This window comes from Pseudomonas sp. 43NM1 (assembly GCF_002836905.1).
GTDB lineage: Bacteria > Pseudomonadota > Gammaproteobacteria > Pseudomonadales > Pseudomonadaceae > Aquipseudomonas > Aquipseudomonas prosekii.
The window spans coordinates 1-19295 of sequence record NZ_MKGS01000215.1 but is presented as its reverse complement, the minus strand read 5'-3'; the positions used below and the strand labels follow the sequence as shown (position 1 = coordinate 19295).

Annotated in this window: 13 protein-coding genes and 1 pseudogene; 11 read left to right on the top strand and 3 right to left on the bottom strand. The window is 61.6% G+C overall.

What is annotated here, in order from left to right; genetic code table 11:
• On the bottom strand, nt 1–2438 hold a 2438-nt coding region (locus BI292_RS28620), incomplete at its 3' end, for a retention module-containing protein (RefSeq protein WP_157831324.1).
• A gap of 357 nt (nt 2439–2795) precedes the next feature.
• Between BI292_RS28620 and BI292_RS28615 the strand changes: the two genes are divergently transcribed.
• The 11 genes from BI292_RS28615 to BI292_RS28565 all read left to right on the top strand — a co-directional run bounded on the left by BI292_RS28615 (nt 2796) and on the right by BI292_RS28565 (nt 18708).
• Nucleotides 2796–4148: a TolC family outer membrane protein gene (locus BI292_RS28615; protein WP_092275335.1), complete on the top strand. Its 1353-nt coding sequence runs from the start codon at nt 2796–2798 to the stop codon at nt 4146–4148.
• Between the two features lie 42 nt (nt 4149–4190).
• Nucleotides 4191–6347, top strand: a complete 2157-nt coding sequence (locus tag BI292_RS28610) for a type I secretion system permease/ATPase (RefSeq protein WP_092275332.1) — start codon at nt 4191–4193, stop codon at nt 6345–6347.
• Complete coding sequence (locus BI292_RS28605; protein WP_092275329.1) at nt 6337–7704, top strand: HlyD family type I secretion periplasmic adaptor subunit; 1368 nt, start codon at nt 6337–6339, stop codon at nt 7702–7704. The genes BI292_RS28610 and BI292_RS28605 overlap by 11 nt, the downstream gene beginning before the upstream one ends.
• Nucleotides 7705–8368: 664 nt before the next feature.
• Nucleotides 8369–9289 (top strand): LysR family transcriptional regulator, encoded by a 921-nt coding sequence (locus tag BI292_RS28600; protein WP_092275326.1) that lies wholly within the window; start codon nt 8369–8371, stop codon nt 9287–9289.
• A gap of 231 nt (nt 9290–9520) precedes the next feature.
• Nucleotides 9521–11056, top strand: coding sequence for an MFS transporter (locus BI292_RS28595; protein ID WP_101210020.1), 1536 nt, complete (start codon nt 9521–9523; stop codon nt 11054–11056).
• A 26-nt stretch (nt 11057–11082) separates the two neighbouring features.
• Nucleotides 11083–12144: an HlyD family secretion protein gene (locus BI292_RS28590; RefSeq protein WP_101210019.1), complete on the top strand. Its 1062-nt coding sequence runs from the start codon at nt 11083–11085 to the stop codon at nt 12142–12144.
• A gap of 140 nt (nt 12145–12284) precedes the next feature.
• On the top strand, nt 12285–13712 hold the full coding sequence (locus BI292_RS28585) for an efflux transporter outer membrane subunit (RefSeq protein ID WP_371918775.1): 1428 nt from the start codon (nt 12285–12287) through the stop codon (nt 13710–13712).
• 249 nt (nt 13713–13961) lie between these two features.
• A complete protein-coding gene (locus BI292_RS28580; RefSeq protein WP_101210017.1) occupies nt 13962–14750 on the top strand; it encodes an efflux RND transporter periplasmic adaptor subunit in 789 nt (262 codons plus the stop codon).
• Nucleotides 14747–16066, top strand: coding sequence for an efflux RND transporter periplasmic adaptor subunit (locus BI292_RS28575; protein WP_101210016.1), 1320 nt, complete (start codon nt 14747–14749; stop codon nt 16064–16066). The genes BI292_RS28580 and BI292_RS28575 overlap by 4 nt, the downstream gene beginning before the upstream one ends.
• Complete coding sequence (locus tag BI292_RS28570) at nt 16067–18163, top strand: efflux RND transporter periplasmic adaptor subunit (protein ID WP_101210015.1); 2097 nt, start codon at nt 16067–16069, stop codon at nt 18161–18163.
• Between the two features lie 17 nt (nt 18164–18180).
• Nucleotides 18181–18708, top strand: a complete 528-nt coding sequence (locus BI292_RS28565; RefSeq protein ID WP_101210014.1) for a GNAT family N-acetyltransferase — start codon at nt 18181–18183, stop codon at nt 18706–18708.
• On the opposite strand, the gene BI292_RS28560 is transcribed toward BI292_RS28565, so the two are convergent.
• Entirely contained in the window at nt 18701–19012 is a 312-nt protein-coding gene (locus BI292_RS28560) for a hypothetical protein (RefSeq protein ID WP_101210013.1), read from the bottom strand. The two genes, BI292_RS28565 and BI292_RS28560, sit on opposite strands and share 8 nt — an antisense overlap.
• A 78-nt stretch (nt 19013–19090) precedes the next feature.
• Nucleotides 19091–19295, bottom strand: a pseudogene (locus BI292_RS28555) (phage tail protein); the annotation flags it as partial.

Here is a 19295-nt window from a genome sequence, read left to right as displayed (position 1 = left end):
GGCGTTTGCGCTGCGTTGGTCAGCGTGGCGGTGTAGGTGATCTGGCCGCCTTCGGTGACTGGCGAACCTGCCGTCAAAGTGACGGTGGTGGTGTCGACCGAATCGGTAATAGTAGTTACCGCTGGCGTCGGGTTCGGCACCAGGTTTTCAAAGTTGCCGCCGGTGGTGCCGGTAATCGTGGTGCTGACGGTGCTGCCGTTCTGATAGACATCATTGGCCGCCGTCGGAACATCAACAGTGCCGGTGGTTTTGCCGGCGTCGATGGTGATGGTCGAACCGTTAGACAGAGTCACGGTAACCGGCGTTTGCGCTGCGTTGGTCAGCGTGGCGGTGTAGGTGATCTGGCCGCCTTCAGTGACTGTCGAACCTGCCGTCAAAGTGACGGTGGTGGTGTCGACGGAATCGGTAATAGTAGTTACCGCTGGCGTCGGGTTCGGCACCAGGTTTTCAAAGTTGCCGCCGGTGGTGCCGGTAATCGTGGTGCTGACCGTGCTGCCGTTCTGATAGACATCATTGGCGGCGGTTGGAACATCAACAGTGCCGGTGGTTTTGCCGGCGTCGATGGTGATGGTCGAACCGTTGGACAGAGTCACGGTAACCGGCGTTTGCGCTGCGTTGGTCAGCGTGGCGGTGTAGGTGATCTGGCCGCCTTCGGTGACCGTCGAACCTGCCGTCAAAGTAACGGTAGTGGTGTCGACCGAATCAGTAATCGTCGTAACCGCTGGCACCGGATTCGGCACCAGGTTTTCAAAGTTGCCACCGGTAGTGCCAGTGATCGTGGTGCTGACGGTGCTGCCGTTCTGGTAGACATCATTGGCGGCGGTTGGAACATCAACGGTGCCGGTAGTTTTGCCGGCGTCGATGGTGATGGTCGAACCGTTGGACAGAGTCACGGTAACTGGCGTTTGCGCTGCGTTGGTCAGCGTGGCGGTGTAGGTGATCTGGCCGCCTTCGGTGACCGTCGAACCTGCCGTCAAAGTAACGGTGGTGGTGTCGACCGAATCGGTAATAGTGGTTACCGCTGGCGTCGGGTTCGGCACCAGGTTTTCAAAGTTGCCGCCAGTAGTGCCAGTGATCGTGGTGCTGACGGTGCTGCCATTGTTGTAAACATCGTTGCCAGCGGTAGGAACATCAACAGTCCCCGTAGTCTTGCCAGCATCAATAACAATCGTCGAACCATTCGACAGCGTGACCGTTACCGGTGTCTGCGCCGGATTAGTCAACGTGGCGGTGTAGGTAATCTGCCCGCCTTCAGTGACAGTGCCGCCAGCCGTCAAAGTAACGGTAGTGGTATCAACCGAATCAGTAATAGTCGTAACCGCTGGCACCGGATTCGGCACCAGGTTTTCAAAGTTGCCGCCAGTAGTGCCAGTGATCGTGGTGCTGACGGTGCTGCCATTGTTGTAAACGTCGTTGCCGGCGGTAGGAACATCAACAGTCCCCGTAGTCTTGCCAGCATCAATAACAATCGTCGAACCATTCGACAGCGTGACCGTTACAGGCGTCTGCGCCGGATTAGTCAACGTAGCGGTGTAAGTAATCTGCCCGCCTTCAGTGACAGTGCCGCCCGCCGTCAAAGTAACGGTAGTGGTGTCGATAGTGTCGGTAACTTGAGTCGTCGCCGGCACGGTCGGCGGCGTGACAACGATGCCGTCGCCGCCGGTAGTGCCGACCACGCTGACGTCGATTTGAGTTGCGTCGTTATAAACAGTGTCGTTCGGCGCCAGTGGCACGTTGACGGTGCCGGTGGTCTGGCCGGCCGGAATGACGATCACCGAGCCATTGGACAAAGTGATGGTCAGGGCGGTGGTCGGCGCCTGGGTCAGGTTCGCGGTGTAAACCAGAACGCCGCCGGCCTCGGAGATGGTCGGCGTGGCGGTCAGGGTCAGGGTCGATGGCTGATCGACGATGGCGTTGTCGTTGCCAGTGTTGTTGGCATTAACGTTGTTGTCGGTCTGGCCAGCGACATCTTCCTGGGTGATCGCTGCTGCCGAGTCGATGCCCGCCGTCGGGAAACCAATAGTCGGGTCGACCCGGCCAGCGGTGGCGTCGAGCATGACAAAACTGTGCCCGCCGCCAGCCGCGCCGCCAGTACCTGCGGCGGTCGGGCCAGCTGCGGTGGCTTCGAGGTCTTGGGTCGGGTCGGCGCCGGCAACGATCGCCTGCTGCAATTCTTCAACCGATGGCGCGGCTTGCGCGGTGGCTTCTGCCAGGTCGGTGCTGGAATCCGGATCGGTGCCGCTCCACTGAGTATCGCGGCCCAGATCGAGGGTGCGGCCATCAGCCAATTCGAGCGAGACGGCGCCCGCAACACCAGTGTCTACCTGATCGCCAACAAACAGTCGGTCGCCTTCAACGAGTACGCGCCGGACGCCCTCTGGGGACACCACGAAAACCTGACCAACAATGCTTTTGACGATGGCAACAACACTGCTCATTGAAGACTCTCCGGGTGTCACGTTCAGTTGACTTCCATGGACCTGATGACGATTTCGTCAAAGCAGTCTGGACGTACTTATGTAGATTAGTTCATTAGTTTGACGCTATATTTCGTCAAATATTTGGCTATAGCTTTTGGCTATTTAGTTTATGCCAAACTATTGACCTTATGGGTGCCATCCTAAACAATCGCCCCAGTAATGTCACATTGATATTCATGCGGCGACCTGTCCAAAAGCGTGTCATTCACTCCCTCTTTTGTACTTTCCGACATACGGTCATTCCGGTTGCCATCATCCTGCGCAGCGCCCCTGTTTGCTGTGATTCAAGACAAGTAGTTCTGGGATATTTCCAAGATGCGTTCGTTCCTGTTCAAGGCTTTACCCTTCGCCGTTGCCGCCAGTTTTGTACAAGCACAAACCCTGCCGGAAGCCATGCAACAGGCGCTGGATATCCATCCGGAAATCCAGGCTGCCGTTAACGCCAGAATGGCCGCGGATTATCAGTTAAAGGCTGCCAAAGGGGGATACCTGCCACGGGTCGATCTACTCGGCGGTTATGGTCGCGAAGGCACGGACAACGTTACTACCCGCGCCGACACCGGCAGCAATCACTGGGAAACCCTGAACCGCAGCGAGTCAAGTTTGCGTCTCTCGCAAATGGTTTTTGACGGTTTTGCGACGTCCAGCGAAGTCGGGCGTCAACAAGCCACCGTTAATGCCCGCGCTTATTCATTGTTGGGCACTTCCGAGCGCACCGCGCTGACCGTGGCTCAGGTGTATCTCGATGTATTGACCCGCCGTGAATTCGTGCGTCTGGCCGAGGAAAACCTCAAGAGCCACGAACGGATTTTTGACCAGATTCAATTGCGCACCTCGCGCGGTGTCGGCAGCGGCGCTGACATGGACCAGGCCGAGGCCCGTATGGCTCAGGCGCGCAACAACCTGATCACCGAACAGACCAACCTCGCCGACGCCCAGACCAACTTCCTCAGCGCCGTCGGCGAGATGCCGGATCAGCTTGAGCGACCTGCGCAATTCATGGCGCTGCTGCCGGCCAACCTCAATGAAGCGCGCACGCAGATGCTCGAAAACAGCCCGGTGCTGCGTTCTGCCGAATCCGATATCTCGGCAGCGGAGCGACAGTATGAAGCGGCGAAGTCGACGTTCTACCCGCGCTTCGATGCCGAGTTGGGGCGTTCTGCCGACAACGACATCGACGGCCAGAACGGCCACAGCAGCGAGTGGCAAGCCATGCTGCGCATGCGTTTCAACCTGTTCGCCGGCGGCAGTAACAAGAACGATCTGGAATCCAAATCGTACCTGGCCAGCCAGGCGCTCGACGTGCGCAACAATGCTTTGCGCGTATTGAATGAAGAGCTGGGCCTGGCGTTCAACGCCTTGAACAACGCCAACGCCCAAGTGCCGATCGCCCAGCAATATGTCGACCGCAGCATGGCCGTGCGCACCGCTTACCAGAAGCAATTCAGCCTCGGTCAGCGGACTTTGCTCGACCTGCTCGACAGTGAAAACGAACTGTTCACCGCGTCGCGTCGTCTGGAAGACATCAAGAACATTCAGTTATTTACTCAATACCGAATCAAGGCGACCATGGGCGAGTTGCTCAAAAGCCAGGGTGTGGTCGCGCCGTTGGCATCCGTTGTGCAGAACGACGTGAAGCCAAAGGTCCAACTGCCCGGGATGAATTGAGCAGAACCTTAATTGTTCATTTGTTAGCCAAGAGTGCCCAGCGTGGAATCAGAAGTTAGCCGAGTTCATCTCATTCATGATCCACGCGCGCTGCACGACGATCCGTTACTGGATGGTTTGTTGGCCCTGTGCACTTTGCACCAGAAACCGGCCAGCGCGGCGATGCTTACCACCGGCCTGCCGTTGCCCAAACAACGCCTGAGCGTCGAGTTGCTGCCCCGCGCCGCTGCTCGCGCCGGCCTGCAGGGCCGGGTGCTGCAACGCAAACTGGAAGAAATTCCAGCGATCGCCATGCCAGCGTTGTTGCTGCTCAAGGACGGTCGCAGCGCAGTGCTGCTCGGCTGGCAAGGTGAAGACCAGGCCCGAGTGCTGCTCAGCGAAAGCGATGGCGGCGAAAGTGTCGTCAGCCGCGAACTGCTCGCCGACGATTACATCGGCAAAGTGTTCTTCGCCCAGCCACAACATAAATTTGACGTTAACCACGGCACGCTGATTCCGCGCGCCCGCTCGTGGTTTCGCGACACCCTCAAGCGCTCGCGCTGGCTCTACGCCGACGCGATCGCGGCGAGTTTCCTGATCAACATCATCGCAATGGCCGCGCCGCTGTTCGTGATGAACGTCTACGACCGCGTTGTGCCGAACCAGGCTGAATCCACGTTGTGGGTATTGGCGATCGGCATCACCGGCGCTTACCTGTTCGACTTGATCCTCAAGAGCCTGCGCAGTCTGTGCCTGGATCTGGCCGGTAAGAAAACCGACCTGATCATCTCTGCGACGCTGTTCGAGCGCATCGTCGGCATGGCCATGAAATATCGTCCGGCGCGGGTTGGCAGCTTCGCCCAGAACATCCACGAGTTTCAGAGCCTGCGCGATTTCCTCGCCTCGCTGACCCTGACCAGCCTGATCGACTTGCCGTTTACCCTGCTGATCTTCCTCGTCATCGCGATCCTCGGCGGGCATCTGGTGTGGATTCCGGTGCTCGCGTTCCCGATTGCCTTGCTGATCGGCTACGCGCTGCAAAAACCGCTGGTAGCGACCATGGAACGCACTATGGCCCTCGCCGCCGAGCGTCAATCGAGCCTGATCGAAACCCTCGCCGGGCTCGACGCGGTGAAGGTCAACAACGCCGAAAGCGAACGCCAATACCAGTGGGAACAGACCATCGGCACCCTCAGCCGCCTCGAACTGCGGGTGAAAATGCTCTCCGGTCTGGCGATGAACATCACGCTGCTGATCCAGCAACTGGCCGGGGTGATCATGATCGTCTTCGGCGTCTACCAAATTATTGACGGTAATCTGAGCATGGGCGGTTTGATCGCCTGCTACATGCTCAGCGGCCGCGCGCTGAGCCCGCTGGCGTCGCTGTCGGGTTTATTGACGCGTTACCAGCAAGCGCGGGTGACCATGGTGTCGGTGGACCAGATGATGGAGCTGCCGCAGGAGCGCAATTTCGACGAGCGCCCGTTGAGCCGCAAAGTTTTGCAAGGCGCCATCGAATGCCGTCAGTTGAACTTCACCTACCCGAATCAGCAAAACGCCGCGCTGAACAACATCAACCTGATCATCAAGCCCGGCGAAAAAATCGGCATCATCGGCCGCAGCGGCTCGGGCAAAAGCTCGCTGGCCAAACTGCTGGTCGGGCTCTATCAGCCGGACGACGGCGCGTTGCTGGTGGACGGAGTTGATATCCGCCAGATCGACGTCAGCGAGTTGCGCCACAACATTGGCTACGTGCCGCAGGACATCCAGTTGCTCGCCGGTACGCTGCGCGACAATTTGGTCTCGGGCGCGCGTTATGTAGAAGACGAGTTGGTGCTGCAAGCCGCCGAACTGGCCGGCGTCCACGAATTCGCCCGTTTGCACCCGCAAGGTTACGAACTGCAAGTCGGCGAGCGTGGGCAAAACCTCTCCGGTGGTCAGCGCCAGAACGTCGCGCTGGCTCGCGCGCTACTGCTCAATCCGCCGATTCTGCTGCTCGACGAACCGACCAGCGCCATGGACAACACCGGCGAAGAACGCCTCAAGCAACGCCTCGCAGCGGTGATTGAAAACAAAACCGTGGTGCTGGTAACGCACCGGGCATCGTTGTTGTCGCTGGTCGACCGTTTGCTGGTGATTGACCGTGGCCAGATCCTGGCGGACGGCCCGAAAGCGGCTGTGATGGAAGCGTTGAAGAAGGGGCAGATCAGTGTTGCTTAAGTCGGGTTTCAAGGACTCTGTCCGCCGCTACTTCAAAGGCTCGGCGTCGCTGCAAGGCCAGCCGTTGCCGGAAGTGAACAAGGCTTTGATCGAAGATGCGCCACGCGTGGTGCGCCTGACGATCTGGGCGATCATCGGTTTCTTCGTGTTCCTCATGCTCTGGGCCAACTTCGCGGTTATCGACGAAGTGACCAAGGGCGACGGCAAGGCGATTCCATCGTCGAAGATCCAGAAAATCCAGAACCTTGAGGGCGGGATCATTTCCGAACTGTTCGTCAAGGAAGGCCAGATCGTCGAGGCCGGCGCGCCGCTGATTCGTCTTGATGACACGCGATTCGCTTCCAACGTTGGCGAAACCGAGGCTGATCGCCTGTCGATGCTGTTGCGCGTCGAGCGCTTGAGCGCTGAGGTCGATGACCGTCCGCTAGCCTTTCCGGCCGACGTGCTCAAAGCCGTTCCCGGCCAGGCTGCCAGCGAAGAGTCGCTGTACACCAGCCGTCGCCAGCAACTGCACGATGAAATCGGTGGTTTGCAGGAGCAGTTGATTCAGCGTCAGCAAGAGCTGCGCGAGTTCTCCTCGAAGCAATCGCAGTACCGCAATGGCCTGGCGTTGCAACGTCAGGAAATCAACATGTCCGAGCCGCTGGTAGCACAGGGCGCGGTGTCGCCGGTGGAAGTGTTGCGACTCAAACGTGCCGAAGTCGAAACCCGTGGGCAGCTCGACGCGACGACGTTGGCGATTCCGCGTGCCGAGTCGGCGATCAAGGAAGTGCAGCGCAAGATCGATGAAACGCGCGGCAAATTCCGCAGCGAGGCGCTGACCCAACTCAACGAAGCACGCACTGACCTGAACAAGGCCCAGGCCACCGGCAAAGCGCTGGAAGATCGGGTCAGCCGGACGCTGGTGACATCGCCGGTTCGCGGCATCGTCAATAAGCTGTTGGTGAACACCATTGGCGGTGTGATTCAGCCGGGCAGCGATCTGGTGGAAATCGTGCCGCTGGACGACACCTTGCTGGTCGAGGCCAAGGTTCGGCCGCAGGACATTGCGTTTTTGCATCCAGGGCAAGAGGCGACGGTGAAATTCACCGCGTACGACTACACCATTTATGGTGGGCTCAAAGCCAAGCTCGAGCAGATCGGCGCCGACACCATTACCGATGAAGACAAGAAAACCACTTACTACATCATCAAGCTGCGCACCGACCGCAGCCACCTCGGCACCGATGAGAAACCGCTGCTGATCATCCCCGGGATGGTCGCTTCGGTGGACATCATCACCGGCAAGAAAACCGTGCTCAGCTACCTGCTCAAGCCGATCATCCGCGCCCGCGCCGAGGCGTTGCACGAGCGGTAGATCTGCGCTGGGGCTGATGACGGCCTCGAAATCAACACACTAATTGCTGCCCTGTCGATCATTCCCATGCGCACGCGCTGAGGCGTTGCACGAGCGGTAGATCTGCGCCGGGGCTGATGGCCTCATCGCGAGCAAGCTCGGCTCCCACAGGGGATTTGTGCATGACGCAGATCCAATGTGGGAGTGAGCTTGCTCGCGATGGCGGCCTCGAAATCAACACACTAATTGCTGCCCTGTCGATCGTTCCCAAGCGCACGCGCCGAGGCGTTGCACGAGCGGTAGATCTTCGCCGGGGCTGATGGCCTCATCGCGAGCAAGCTCGGCTCCCACAGGGGATTTGTGCATGACGCAGATCCCATGTGGGAGTGAGCCTGCTCGCGATGGCGGCCTCGAAACCAACACACCCATTGCTGCCCCGTCGATCATTCCCATGCGCACGCGCCGAGGCGTTGCACGAGCGGTAGATCTTCGCTGGGGCTGATGGCCTCATCGCGAGCAAGCTCGGCTCCCACAGGGGATTTGTGCATGACGCAGATCCAATGTGGGAGCGAGCTTGCTCGCGATGGCGGCCAGCCCCGCCAATACCAAACCTGCCAACCCCAACCCCAGGGATGTTTGCTAGCATTGCGTCTGAATCATTCCTGATCAGCCATGAGTGCTTAGCATGCAACTCCCGGACATGAACTTGTTGGTGGCCCTCGACGCGTTGCTCGACGAGGGCAGTGTGGTCGGCGCTGCGCGGCGGATGAACCTCAGCCCGGCGGCCATGAGCCGCACCTTGACGCGAATCCGCGAAGCCATCGGCGACCCGATCCTGGTGCGCGCCGGTCGCGGACTGGTGCCAACCCCCAAGGCCTTGGCGTTGCGCGAACAAGTGCGCGATGTGGTCGAGCAAGCGGCGCTGCTGTTTCGCTCGGCGGATGCGGTGGAATTGGCCACGTTGCGGCGGCGCTTCAGCATTCGCGCCAACGACTTTTTCATCGGCGTCTACGGCGGCAAACTGTTCGATACCCTCGAGCGCCAGGCGCCGCACTGTGAATTGCGTTTCGTCCCGGAGGGCGATGGCGACGACGAGGCGCTGCGCGAAGGGCGGATCGACCTGAACATCAGCAATAACCGCCCGTTGATGCCGGAAGTGAAAATCCAGAACCTGTTTTCCACGCACTTTGTGGGATTGGCGCGCGAGGATCATCCGCTGTTTGATCAGGAAATCACCGCCGAGCGTTATGCCGGTTTTGCCCACATCAGCATGTCGCGTCGCGGGATTGCGCGAGGACCTATTGATACGGCGCTGGAAGCGTTGGGCCTGACGCGGCGGGTCGCGGTGATCGCGCCGAGTTTCCACGCGGCGATGTTCGCGCTGCCCGACTCCGACCTGATTCTGCCGGTGCCCAAGGAGGCGCTGCTGAGCGTGCGGCGCCTCGGTTTGAAGCTGCGGTCGTTCACCCTGCCGATCCCCTTGCCGACGCTCATGCTGACCCAGGCCTGGCACCCGCGATTCGACAAAGACCCGGCGCACCGCTGGATGCGCGAAACCCTCAAAACCTGCTGCGACGAAACCTGGCTGGCCGCCCAGCCAACCTGAACCAACCCGACACAAACCCCCTGTAGGAGCGAGGCTTGCCCGCGAAGAGGCCGTCACATCCAACTTAAGTGTCGACTGACCCACCGCCATCGCGAGCAAGCTCGCTCCCACAGGATTACATGTGTGTTTGATTACTGCGTCTGGCGCACTTATAAGCTGCCCATAAGTCAATTTTCGTAATGCCTCACCCACCCTAAAATGCCCCGGTCTTACCTCCCGGAGCTGCAGTAAATGACTTCCCTCACGGCCCCGGCACCTCTTGCCGCGGCCAGTCCCGCCGCTGTCACACCACCGATCTTCGGCCTGCGCATCATCATTGGCCTGGTTGGCGTGTTGCTGGCGGTATTGGTGTCCGGCCTGAACGAAATGGTGACCAAAGTCGCGCTCGCCGATATTCGCGGCGCGCTGGCCATCGGTTACGACGAAGGCACCTGGCTGGTCGCCAGTTACACCGCGACCTCGGTGGCCGCGATGGCGTTCGCGCCGTGGTGCGCGGTGACGTTCTCGCTGCGCCGCTTCACCCTCTGCGCCATCGGCCTGTTCACGTTGCTCGGCGTGCTCTGCCCGTTCGCGCCGAACTACGAAAGCCTGTTGCTGATGCGCATCGTCCAGGGTTTGGCGTGCGGGGCGTTGCCGCCGATGTTGATGACCGTGGCGCTGCGGTTCCTGCCGGCCAACGTCAAGCTGTACGGCTTGGCCGGCTATGCGCTGACCGCGACATTCGGCCCCGGCCTCGGTACGCCGCTGGCCGGGTTGTGGACCGAATACGCCAGTTGGCAGTGGACCTTCTGGCAAATCATCGCGCCGTGCCTGGTTGCGATGGCGGCTGTGGCTTACGGATTACCGCAGGATCCGCCGCGTCTCGAACGCTTGAAGCAGTTCAACTGGCGCGGCTTCGTCTTGGGTTTTCCAGCGATCTGCATGCTGGTGATCGGCATCCTCCAGGGCAATCGGCTGGACTGGTTCGAGTCGAGCCTGATCAACTTTTTGCTTGGTGGCGGCTTGCTGTTGCTGGTGCTGTTTCTGATCAACGAATGGTCGCAACCGGTGCCGTTTTTCAAGTTGCAGATGCTCGGGATTCGTAACCTGGCGTTTGCCTTGATGACGTTGGCCGGGGTGCTGGTGGTGCTGCTGGCGGTGGTGCTTATTCCGTCGAGTTACCTGGCGCAGGTCCAGGGTTATCGGCCGATCCAGACCGCGCCGATCATGCTCATCGCGGCGCTGCCGCAATTGATCGCGCTGCCGCTGGTGGCGGCGTTGTGCAATTTTCGCTGGGTCGATTGCCGCTGGGTGCTGGGGATTGGTCTGGGCATGCTCGCGCTCTCCTGCATTGGCGGTTCGCAACTGACCTCGGCGTGGATCCGCGACGACTTCTATGTGCTGCAACTGCTGCAAATCTTCGGGCAGCCGATGGCGGTGTTGCCGTTGCTGATGCTTGCCACCGGCAGCATCACGCCGATGGAAGGGCCGTTCGCCTCGGCGTGGTTCAACACCGTCAAAGGCCTCTCGGCGGTGATCGCCACCGGCATTATCGAAGCGCTGACCACCTCGCGCCTGCATTTTCACTCGACGATGCTGGTCGACCGTCTCGGCAATTCGCCACTGGTCGATGCCGACAGCGCCGGCCTCGCGCATCGCTTGCACGAGCAAGCCGTGGTGCTCACGGCGTCGGACCTTTATCTGTGCATGACCGGCGTCGCGGTGGCGCTGATCCTGCTGATTTTCTGGCTGCCGACGCGGATGTATCCGCCGCGCGCACCGACCTGAACGCTTGACTGAAACTGAAGGTTTTTATGACGACTTATTCGAGAAAGAAATTGGCTGTCGGCGTTGCCGCAGCGATCGCGGTCGGGGTGTTGATCTATTTGATCGCGCCGGGGCTGTTCGGCAAACGCACGCAGCAGAGCACCAACGACGCCTTTGTCTCGGCGGACTTCACGTTGGTGGTGCCGCGTGTGGCCGGGTTTATCAAAGAGGTGCTGGTGGAGGACAACCAGCGGGTCAAGGCTGGGCAGTTGCTCGCATTGATCGATGACCGCGACCTGCGCGCCGCCGCCCAGGCGGCCGACGCTGAAACCCTGGTCGCTCGCGCGCAGCTGCAAAACGCCCGGGCGACCCTTGAGCGGCAGACCTCGGTGATCGCTCAGGCGCAAGCGACGGTGGTCTCGGCCAAGGCTGAAATGGCCTTCGCCGAGCATGAATTGAATCGCTACAACCACCTGGCTGGCGTTGGCGCCGGCACCGTGCAGAACGCGCAACAGGCGCGCACGCGCATTGATCAGGCCAGCGCGCGGCTGGCCAACGCCACTGCGGTGTTGGCGGCGGAGCGCAAGCAAGTGGAGATTCTGACCGCGCAACGTGACGCGGCCGAAGGTGGGCTGAAGCGCTCGCAAGCGGCGCTGGAGATTGCCAGTTTTGAGCTGTCTTACACGCGCATCACCGCGCCGCAGGACGGCATGGTCGGCGAGCGCGCGGCGCGGGTCGGCGCGTATGTCACGCCGGGCAGCAAGATTCTCGCCGTGGTGCCGCTGGCGCAGGCCTATGTCGTGGCCAATTTTCAGGAAACCCAACTGACGGATGTGCAGCCGGGGCAAGCGGTGCAGGTCAGCGTCGACAGCCTCGGCGGTGAGGTGTTGCGCGGCCGCGTCGAGAGCATCGCGCCGGCCACTGGCGTGACGTTTGCCTCGATCAAACCGGACAACGCCACCGGTAATTTCACCAAGGTTGTGCAGCGGATCCCGGTGAAAATTGTGCTGGATGCCGACCAGCCGTTGGCCGAGCGGCTGCGGGTGGGGATGTCGGTGGAGGCGCGGATCGACACCGCGACTGCAAGACGTGAGGTGGCCGAACGATGAAAAGTCTCCGTAGATTTTCATCCCTGTGGCGAGGGGGCTTGCCCCCGTTCGAGTGCGCAGCGCTCGCAGATTTTGGGTCCGCTTCGCGGCCCAACGGGGGCAAGCCCCCTCGCCACAAGGAGCGCTTGCAGTCAGTGGCGATGGTTTTGAGCCTGTTATCTCTGACCGCCTGCACCGTCGGCCCGGATTTCCTCAAACCCGAACCGCAAAAAATCGCCGAATGGGCACAACCCGCCAAAGTCGCCGAAAGCCAGGCCGTCGCGCAAACCATGGACGAACGTTGGTGGGAGGTTTTCCATGACGCCAAACTTTCAGCGCTGAGCCAGCGCGCGCTCACCGATAACCTCGACCTCAAACTCGCCAGCAGTCGCCTGCAACAAAGCCGCGCCGCCCGCCAGGTGATCACTGCCGAACGCTACCCGAACACCGCCGCCACTGGCAGTTATGGGCGCAAACGCAACAGCGCCGAAGGCCTGAACGATCCGTCCGGCAACGAGGGCAAATCGGCGTTCAATCTGTGGGACGCAGGCTTTTCGGCATCGTGGGAACTGGATTTCTGGGGCCGCGTGCGCCGCGAAACCGAGGCGGCCGACGCGACCCTCGAAGTCGCCGAAAATGATCGTCGCGGCGTGCTGTTGTCGGTGTTGGCCGAAACTGCTCAGGACTATATTCAACTGCGCGGCGTGCAGAGCACCCGCGCGGTCACTGAGGAGAACCTCGACGTCGCGCGCCACAGTTTGAAGCTCTCGCAATTGCGTCTGGCCGACGGCGTTGCCACTGACCTCGACGTTGCCGAAGCTGCGGCGCAAGTGGCGGCCATCGAGTCGCGCCTGCCGGCGCTGGAGCAGCGTCAGTCGCAACTGATCAACGCCCTGAGCCTGCTGATGGGCGCGCCGCCGCAAGCGTTGCTCGCCGAGTTATCCACCGACGGCCCGGTGCCGCAGACGCCGCGCCAGGTCGCCATCGGCCTGCCGTCGCAACTGGCCGAACGCCGCCCGGACATCCGCCAGGCCGAAGCGCGTTTGCGTGCGGCGACCGCCAGCATCGGCGTGGCCAAAGGCGATTTCTATCCGCGAATCACCCTGTCCGGCAACCTCGGTTCGCAAGCCATGCAACTCAGCGATTTCGGTTCCTGGGGCTCGCGTGCGTTCGGCATCGGCCCGCAATTCAGCCTGCCGCTGTTCGACGGCGGTCGTCTGCGCGGCATGCTCAACCTGCGCGAAGCACAACAACAGGAAGCGGCGTTGGCTTATCAACAAACCGTGCTGCGCGCCTGGCATGAAATCGACGACCAACTGAGCGCCTACAACGCCAGCCAACTGCGCCGCGACAGCCTCGCCGAAGCCGTGCGCCAAAATCAGATCGCCCTGCGCACCGCGCAACAGCAATACGTCGAAGGCGTGGCCGATTTCGTCAACGTCCTGACTGTCCAGGGCGAATTGCTCGCAACGCAGCAGCAATGGGTCGAGAGCTCGACGGGGGTGTCGTTGGCGATGGTGGGGTTGTACAAAGCGTTGGGTGGGGGCTGGGAATCGGTTTATCCGTTGTTGGAGACTGCGCAGCGTTAACGGTATTGACTGCATCTGCGCGCATGGATTGCTCCCTTGAAGGCTGCCCGCTCCCCTAGTAGGAGCGAGGCTTGCCCGCGAAGAGGCCGTCATTCACGCCTCGAATTCATCAATCTACTGGTCACTTGAAGCAACTCGATCAGCCGCATCGGGGCGAGGTAACAACACATTTCCCCCCAATGATGGCTATTCGCTTGACGCTACCCGCCGCTGTCGTAGACTCCGGCAATCCGTCAGGGAGTAGCGGCGATGCCACGTTTTTGTAGTTGGGTTCTGGGATTGACCTTTGTAACGTGCGCGGTACAGGCGCAAACGCCTGCGCCAGACGATCCGCTGCTGGATAGCTCGGCGGTTGCCAGTGCCGGTGCGGCGCCGGCCAGCAGTGAAGCGCGGGGTGTGTTGCGCGCTCGCGATCAGGCGGTGTTGGCGAGTGAGTTGCCGGGGCGGGTGGTCGAGTTGCCGTTCAGCGAGGGCGAGTCGTTCAAGAAGGGCGACACGCTGGCGAAGTTCGACTGTTCGGGTTTTCAGGCGCAGCTCAACGCGGCGCAAGCGGCCAGCCGTGGCGCCAGTGAAGAGTTGGCGCATAACCGGCAGTTGGCGGCGTTGAATTCGGTCGGGCGCTTTGAAGTGGCCCGGGCCGAAGCCAAGGTCAGCGAGACTCAGGCGCAGTCGCAGGTCTATCAGGTTCAGGTGCGGCGCTGCAGCGTGTTGGCGCCGTTTGACGGGCAGGTGGTCGAGCGCAAGGTCCAGCGTTATGAAAGCGTGGCGGCGGGCGCGCCGTTGCTGGACGTGGTCGACAATCGCACGCTGGAAATTCATCTGCTGATTCCTTCGCGCTGGATGGGCAAGCTCAAGCCCGGCCAGACCTTCAGTTTTGTTCCCGATGAAACCGGTCAACCGCTGGACGCCACGGTCAAGCGCCTCGGCGCGCGCATCGATGAAGGCAGTCAAACCTTGCTGCTGGTAGCGACGTTGCCCAATGCCAACGGATTATTGGCCGGCATGAGCGGTACGGCGCGTTTCGCGGAGCTTAAGTGAACGCGCCGCTGAGCGGCGGCGCGGAACAGGTCTTCGCCCGGTTTCTTGATCTTGAACGCCAGACCCGCGCCGCGCGGACCTCGGCGCAGTTGGCCTACAGCCTGGTGAACGACGGCCAGGCGCTGTTTGGTTTTCGCCACGCGGCGCTGTTGATTGCCGGCAAGGTGCAAGCGGTGACCGGCGTCAGTGCGGTGGATGCGAACGCGCCGTTTGTGGCGTTCGTCGAGCAAGCGGTGGCGCAGCTGTTCAAGCGCGACGTGCTGAAACAGGCACGGGTGATCCCGCACGATGCTCTCAGCGAATCAATCCGCGCCGACTGGCAAAGTTTGTCGGCCGCCCAGGTGTTCTGGTTGCCGCTGGTCGATCACTCCGGCGCGGTATTCGGCGGTTTATGGCTGGCCCGCGATAATCCCTGGAATCCTTCCGAACAAGTGCTGCTGTCGCAATTGGGCGACACCTACAGCCACGCCTGGCTGGCGCTGCAACCGCGCAAACCGTGGCGGCTGCGCTGGACGCGCAAACGTCAGATCGCGCTGGTGGCGGCGGCGCTGCTGTGTCTGCTGATCCCGGTGCGCCAATCGGTGCTGGCGCCGGCCGAAGTGGTGCCGCTGGGTGGCCGCGTGGTCGCCGCGCCGCTGGACGGGGTGATTGCCGAATTCCTGATCAAACCCAATCAAGCGGTGAAAACCGGCGACCTGCTGCTGCGCTTCGAAAGCACCACGCTCAAGGCCCAGGCCGACGTCGCGGAACGGGCACTCGGTGTGGCTGAAGCAGAACTCAGGGCCAATTCGCAGCGTTCGTTCGCCGACGCGGAATCGAGTTCGAAAATAGATTTGTTGGCGGCGCGGGTCGAGCAGAAACGCGCCGAACGCGATTACGCCCGCGAGTTGCTCAAACGCAGCGAAGTGCGCGCCGAACGCGACGGCATCGCGGTGTTTGCCGACGCCGAACGCTGGACCGGCAAACCGGTGCAAACCGGCGAGCGCTTGATGGAGATCGCCGACCCGAATCAGGCCGAATTGCGCATCGAATTGGCGGTGGGTGACGCCATTGCGCTGGAGCCGGGCGCGCAGGTTTCGCTGTTCCTCGACAGCGATCCGTTGCAGCGACATCAGGCTCGACTCGAACGCTCGGCTTATGAAGCGCAGCCGACGGCGGGCGGACAATTGGCTTATCGGCTGGACGCCAGTTTCGACGCAGCGCCACCCCGCATCGGCCTGCGCGGCACCGCGAAAATTTTCGGCGACCGCGCGCCGCTGGCGTTGTATTTGCTGCGGCGGCCGCTGGCCGGTTTGCGCCAAAGCGTGGGCCTGTAAATGAGCCTGCCGAGCCTGCGCGCCGACCTGCAATTGCAAGCGGCGGCCCCGGCCCTCGACGGTTCGCCGCGCTGGACCCTGGCCGATCCGGTGCGCGGGCGTTATTTCAAACTCGGCGCAGCGGCCATGCGTTTGCTCCGGCACTGGTCGCTGGGCGATCCCGAGCAAGTGCTGCGCGCGGCCAATCGCGAACCGGGTCTGCCGCTCGACGGCGCCGAGCTTGAGCAGTTGCTGAATTTCCTGCGCGGGCATGATTTGATCAGCGCCCTCGACCCGCAACAACGGGCGAGCTACAGCCTGAAAACTGCCGCGCAGCGCCAGACGCTGTGGCAGATCCTTTTGCATCAGTACCTGTTTTTCCGCATTCCATTGTGGCGCCCGGACGCGTTTCTCAATCGTGCCTGGCCGTGGCTGCAGCGCTTCGGCCCCTATGGGTTGCGCATCGGTTTGCCGGCGACGCTGGCGCTCGGGGTGTTTCTGGTGTCGCGCGACTGGCAGCGCTTTATCGGCACGTTCCCGCACCTGTTCAGCCTCGGCGGTGCGCTGGCGTTCGGTGTGGCGCTGTTTTTCGCCAAGCTGTGCCACGAGTTCGGCCACGCGTTCATGGCCAAGCGCGCCGGTTGTCGGGTGCAAAGCATGGGCGTGGCGTTCATGGTGATGCTGCCGATGTTCTACACCGACGTCAGTGATGCCTGGCGGGTCAACGACCGGCGCGCGCGATTGTTTATCGGCGCCGGCGGGGTGTTTGCCGAATTGCTTCTGGCCTGCCTCGCATTGCTCGCCTGGTCGCTGCTGCCCGATGGCCCGGCGCGCACGGCGGCGTTCATGCTGGCGAGCGCGACGTGGATCACCACGTTGGTGATCAACCTCAACCCGTTCATGCGCTTTGACGGTTATTTTTTGCTCAGCGATTTCTGGGAGGTCGACAACCTCCAGGGCCGCGCGTTTGCCCTGTGCCGATGGCGTTTGCGCGAGGCGCTGTTTGGCTACGGCGCGCCGGCACCGGAACCGTGGTCGCCGTCGATGCAACGGCGTTTGCTGACTTGGGGTTACGGCGCGTGGCTGTGGCGCGCGGTGTTGTTTTTCGGGATTGCGCTGGCGGTCTATCACTTGTTTTTCAAGGTGCTGGGCATTTTCCTGATGTTTGTCGAATTGATCTGGTTCATTTTTTTGCCGATCGTTCGCGAGTGGCGCGAATGGTGGACGCGCCGCGATCAGGCGCATGCGCCGCGCGTGTTGCTCAGCGCGTTGGGGTTGCTGGCGATTGTTTTGCTGTTGGCGGTGCCGTGGCGCAGCGCCGTGGAATTGCCGTCGATGCTGGAGGCCGGGCGCGTCAGCACCTTGCATGCGCCGGTCGCTTCACGGGTCAAGCAAGTCAATGTGCGCGATGGGCAAATGGTCGCGCAGGGCGAGGTGTTGATTGAACTGGAATCGCCGGATCTCGATTCTCGCCAAGCCATCGTCCGCCGCGAAATCCAGATTCAGCAATTGCAGATGCGCCGTCAGGCCAGCCGCAGTGAAACCGTGGCCGATGCCGGGATCGTCGAGCAGCGTCTGGCCGAAGCGGTGGCCGAGTATCGCGGGTTGGCCGCGCAACGCGAGCGCTTGCTGATTCGGGCACCGCAGACCGGCAAAGTGCGCGACGTGTTGCCGCAATTGAATGCCGGGCGCTGGTTATCGCCCAAGGAACCGCTGGCTCGCATCGTCGAACCCGGTGCGCGATTGCGCGGTTATCTGGCCGAAGCCGAGTTGTGGCGAATCGCGCCCGGCGCCGATGGCCGATTTATCGCCGAAGACCCGATGCACCCGGCTGTCGCCGTGCAATTGAGCGAAATCGACGCCAACGGCGCGCGGTTTATCGAGCAGGAAGCGTTGACCTCCGATCACCACGGGCCGATTGCCGTACGCCGAGATCAGAGCCAGCGCCCCGAGCCGGTGCAGGCGCAATACGCGGTGCGCATGACGCCGCTGGACAACATTGCCGCGCCGACCCAGCCGCTGCGCGGCGTGGTGGTGATGCAAGGTCGCAGTGAATCGTTGTTGGGGACTGCCTGGCGCCGGTTGGCGGCGTTGGGGGTGAGGGAGAGTGGTTTCTAGCGCAGGGAGACTTGGCAATGCTGAACAATAATTCCAAAGACGTCGGTGATCTGGTGGTGCGCCCATCGGCGGCCAGCGACGGGCCGTTTTTGCACAGTTTGTACCGCGCCGCGCGCCCCGATCTGCAATGGATCGATGGCGAGCAGGAGTTGGTCGAGGAAGTGGTCGCTCAGCAAATGCGCGTGCAGGAACAAGGCACCGGCGAGTCTTACCCGAACGCGATGCACTTTGTCGTTGAAAAACTCGGCACGCCGATTGGTGCGTTGACCGCCGATTTCGGCACCAACGAAATTCGTGTGTTGTACTTGGCGTTCATTCCCGCCGCGCGCGGCAAGGGTTATGGCCGCACCGTTTTGCAGGGTGTGCAAAAAGCCGCCGAACAGGTGCGCTGCCCGGTGGCGACGGTGGTCTGGGCGAATAACCCGCATGCGCGCCGGCATTATCTGGCGCTGGGGTTTCAGGTCGAGGAAAGCAACGTCGCGGCCGAGCGGCTGGTCTGGTATCCGGGCCAGCCGCAGTCAGCTCAAAACGGGCTGCTCAGTTAACGGTGATGTCGAAGTAAACGTGCCCGGCGGCGCGCCCAAGCTCCGGGGTGCGCGAGACGACAATGCCTTCAATCAGGCCCAGCTCCGGCAGTTCGATGGCGCAAGGGCCGTCGATGAAAGAGGTTTGCGCCGGGCTGCTCAGTTCCACCCCGAACGGCATTCGCCCAGTGGCCGACATGCGCGCATTGGGCTTGTCGACCACCGACACGATGGTCACGGGAATCTGGCTGCCATCGCTGAGATAAAGCGCTTTGGAGGTGCCGAGCAACTGGCGGAAGTGCTCGCCGGTAATCTGATCAAGCATCAATCTGCTCCCTGAAAATCACTGAAAAATCCTCTGAACAAAAAAACTGGGTCGGGGCCATTGGCCCCGATGCCAGAGTCAGTTGCGCGAGGGGAAAAGACCTTGCAGGGCGACGCAGAAGTTCAGCACCAGCACCGGGTTGACGATGCCCAGCGGTGTGCCGCTGCCGATTGGTTGCGCGGTTGCGGTGACATTCACGGTGCCGCCGATGGTGCTGTCGACACCTTTGAGCGCGACCGGGTTGGCGCCGAGTGCGGTCGAGTAAATCGCCGCAGAGCTTGGC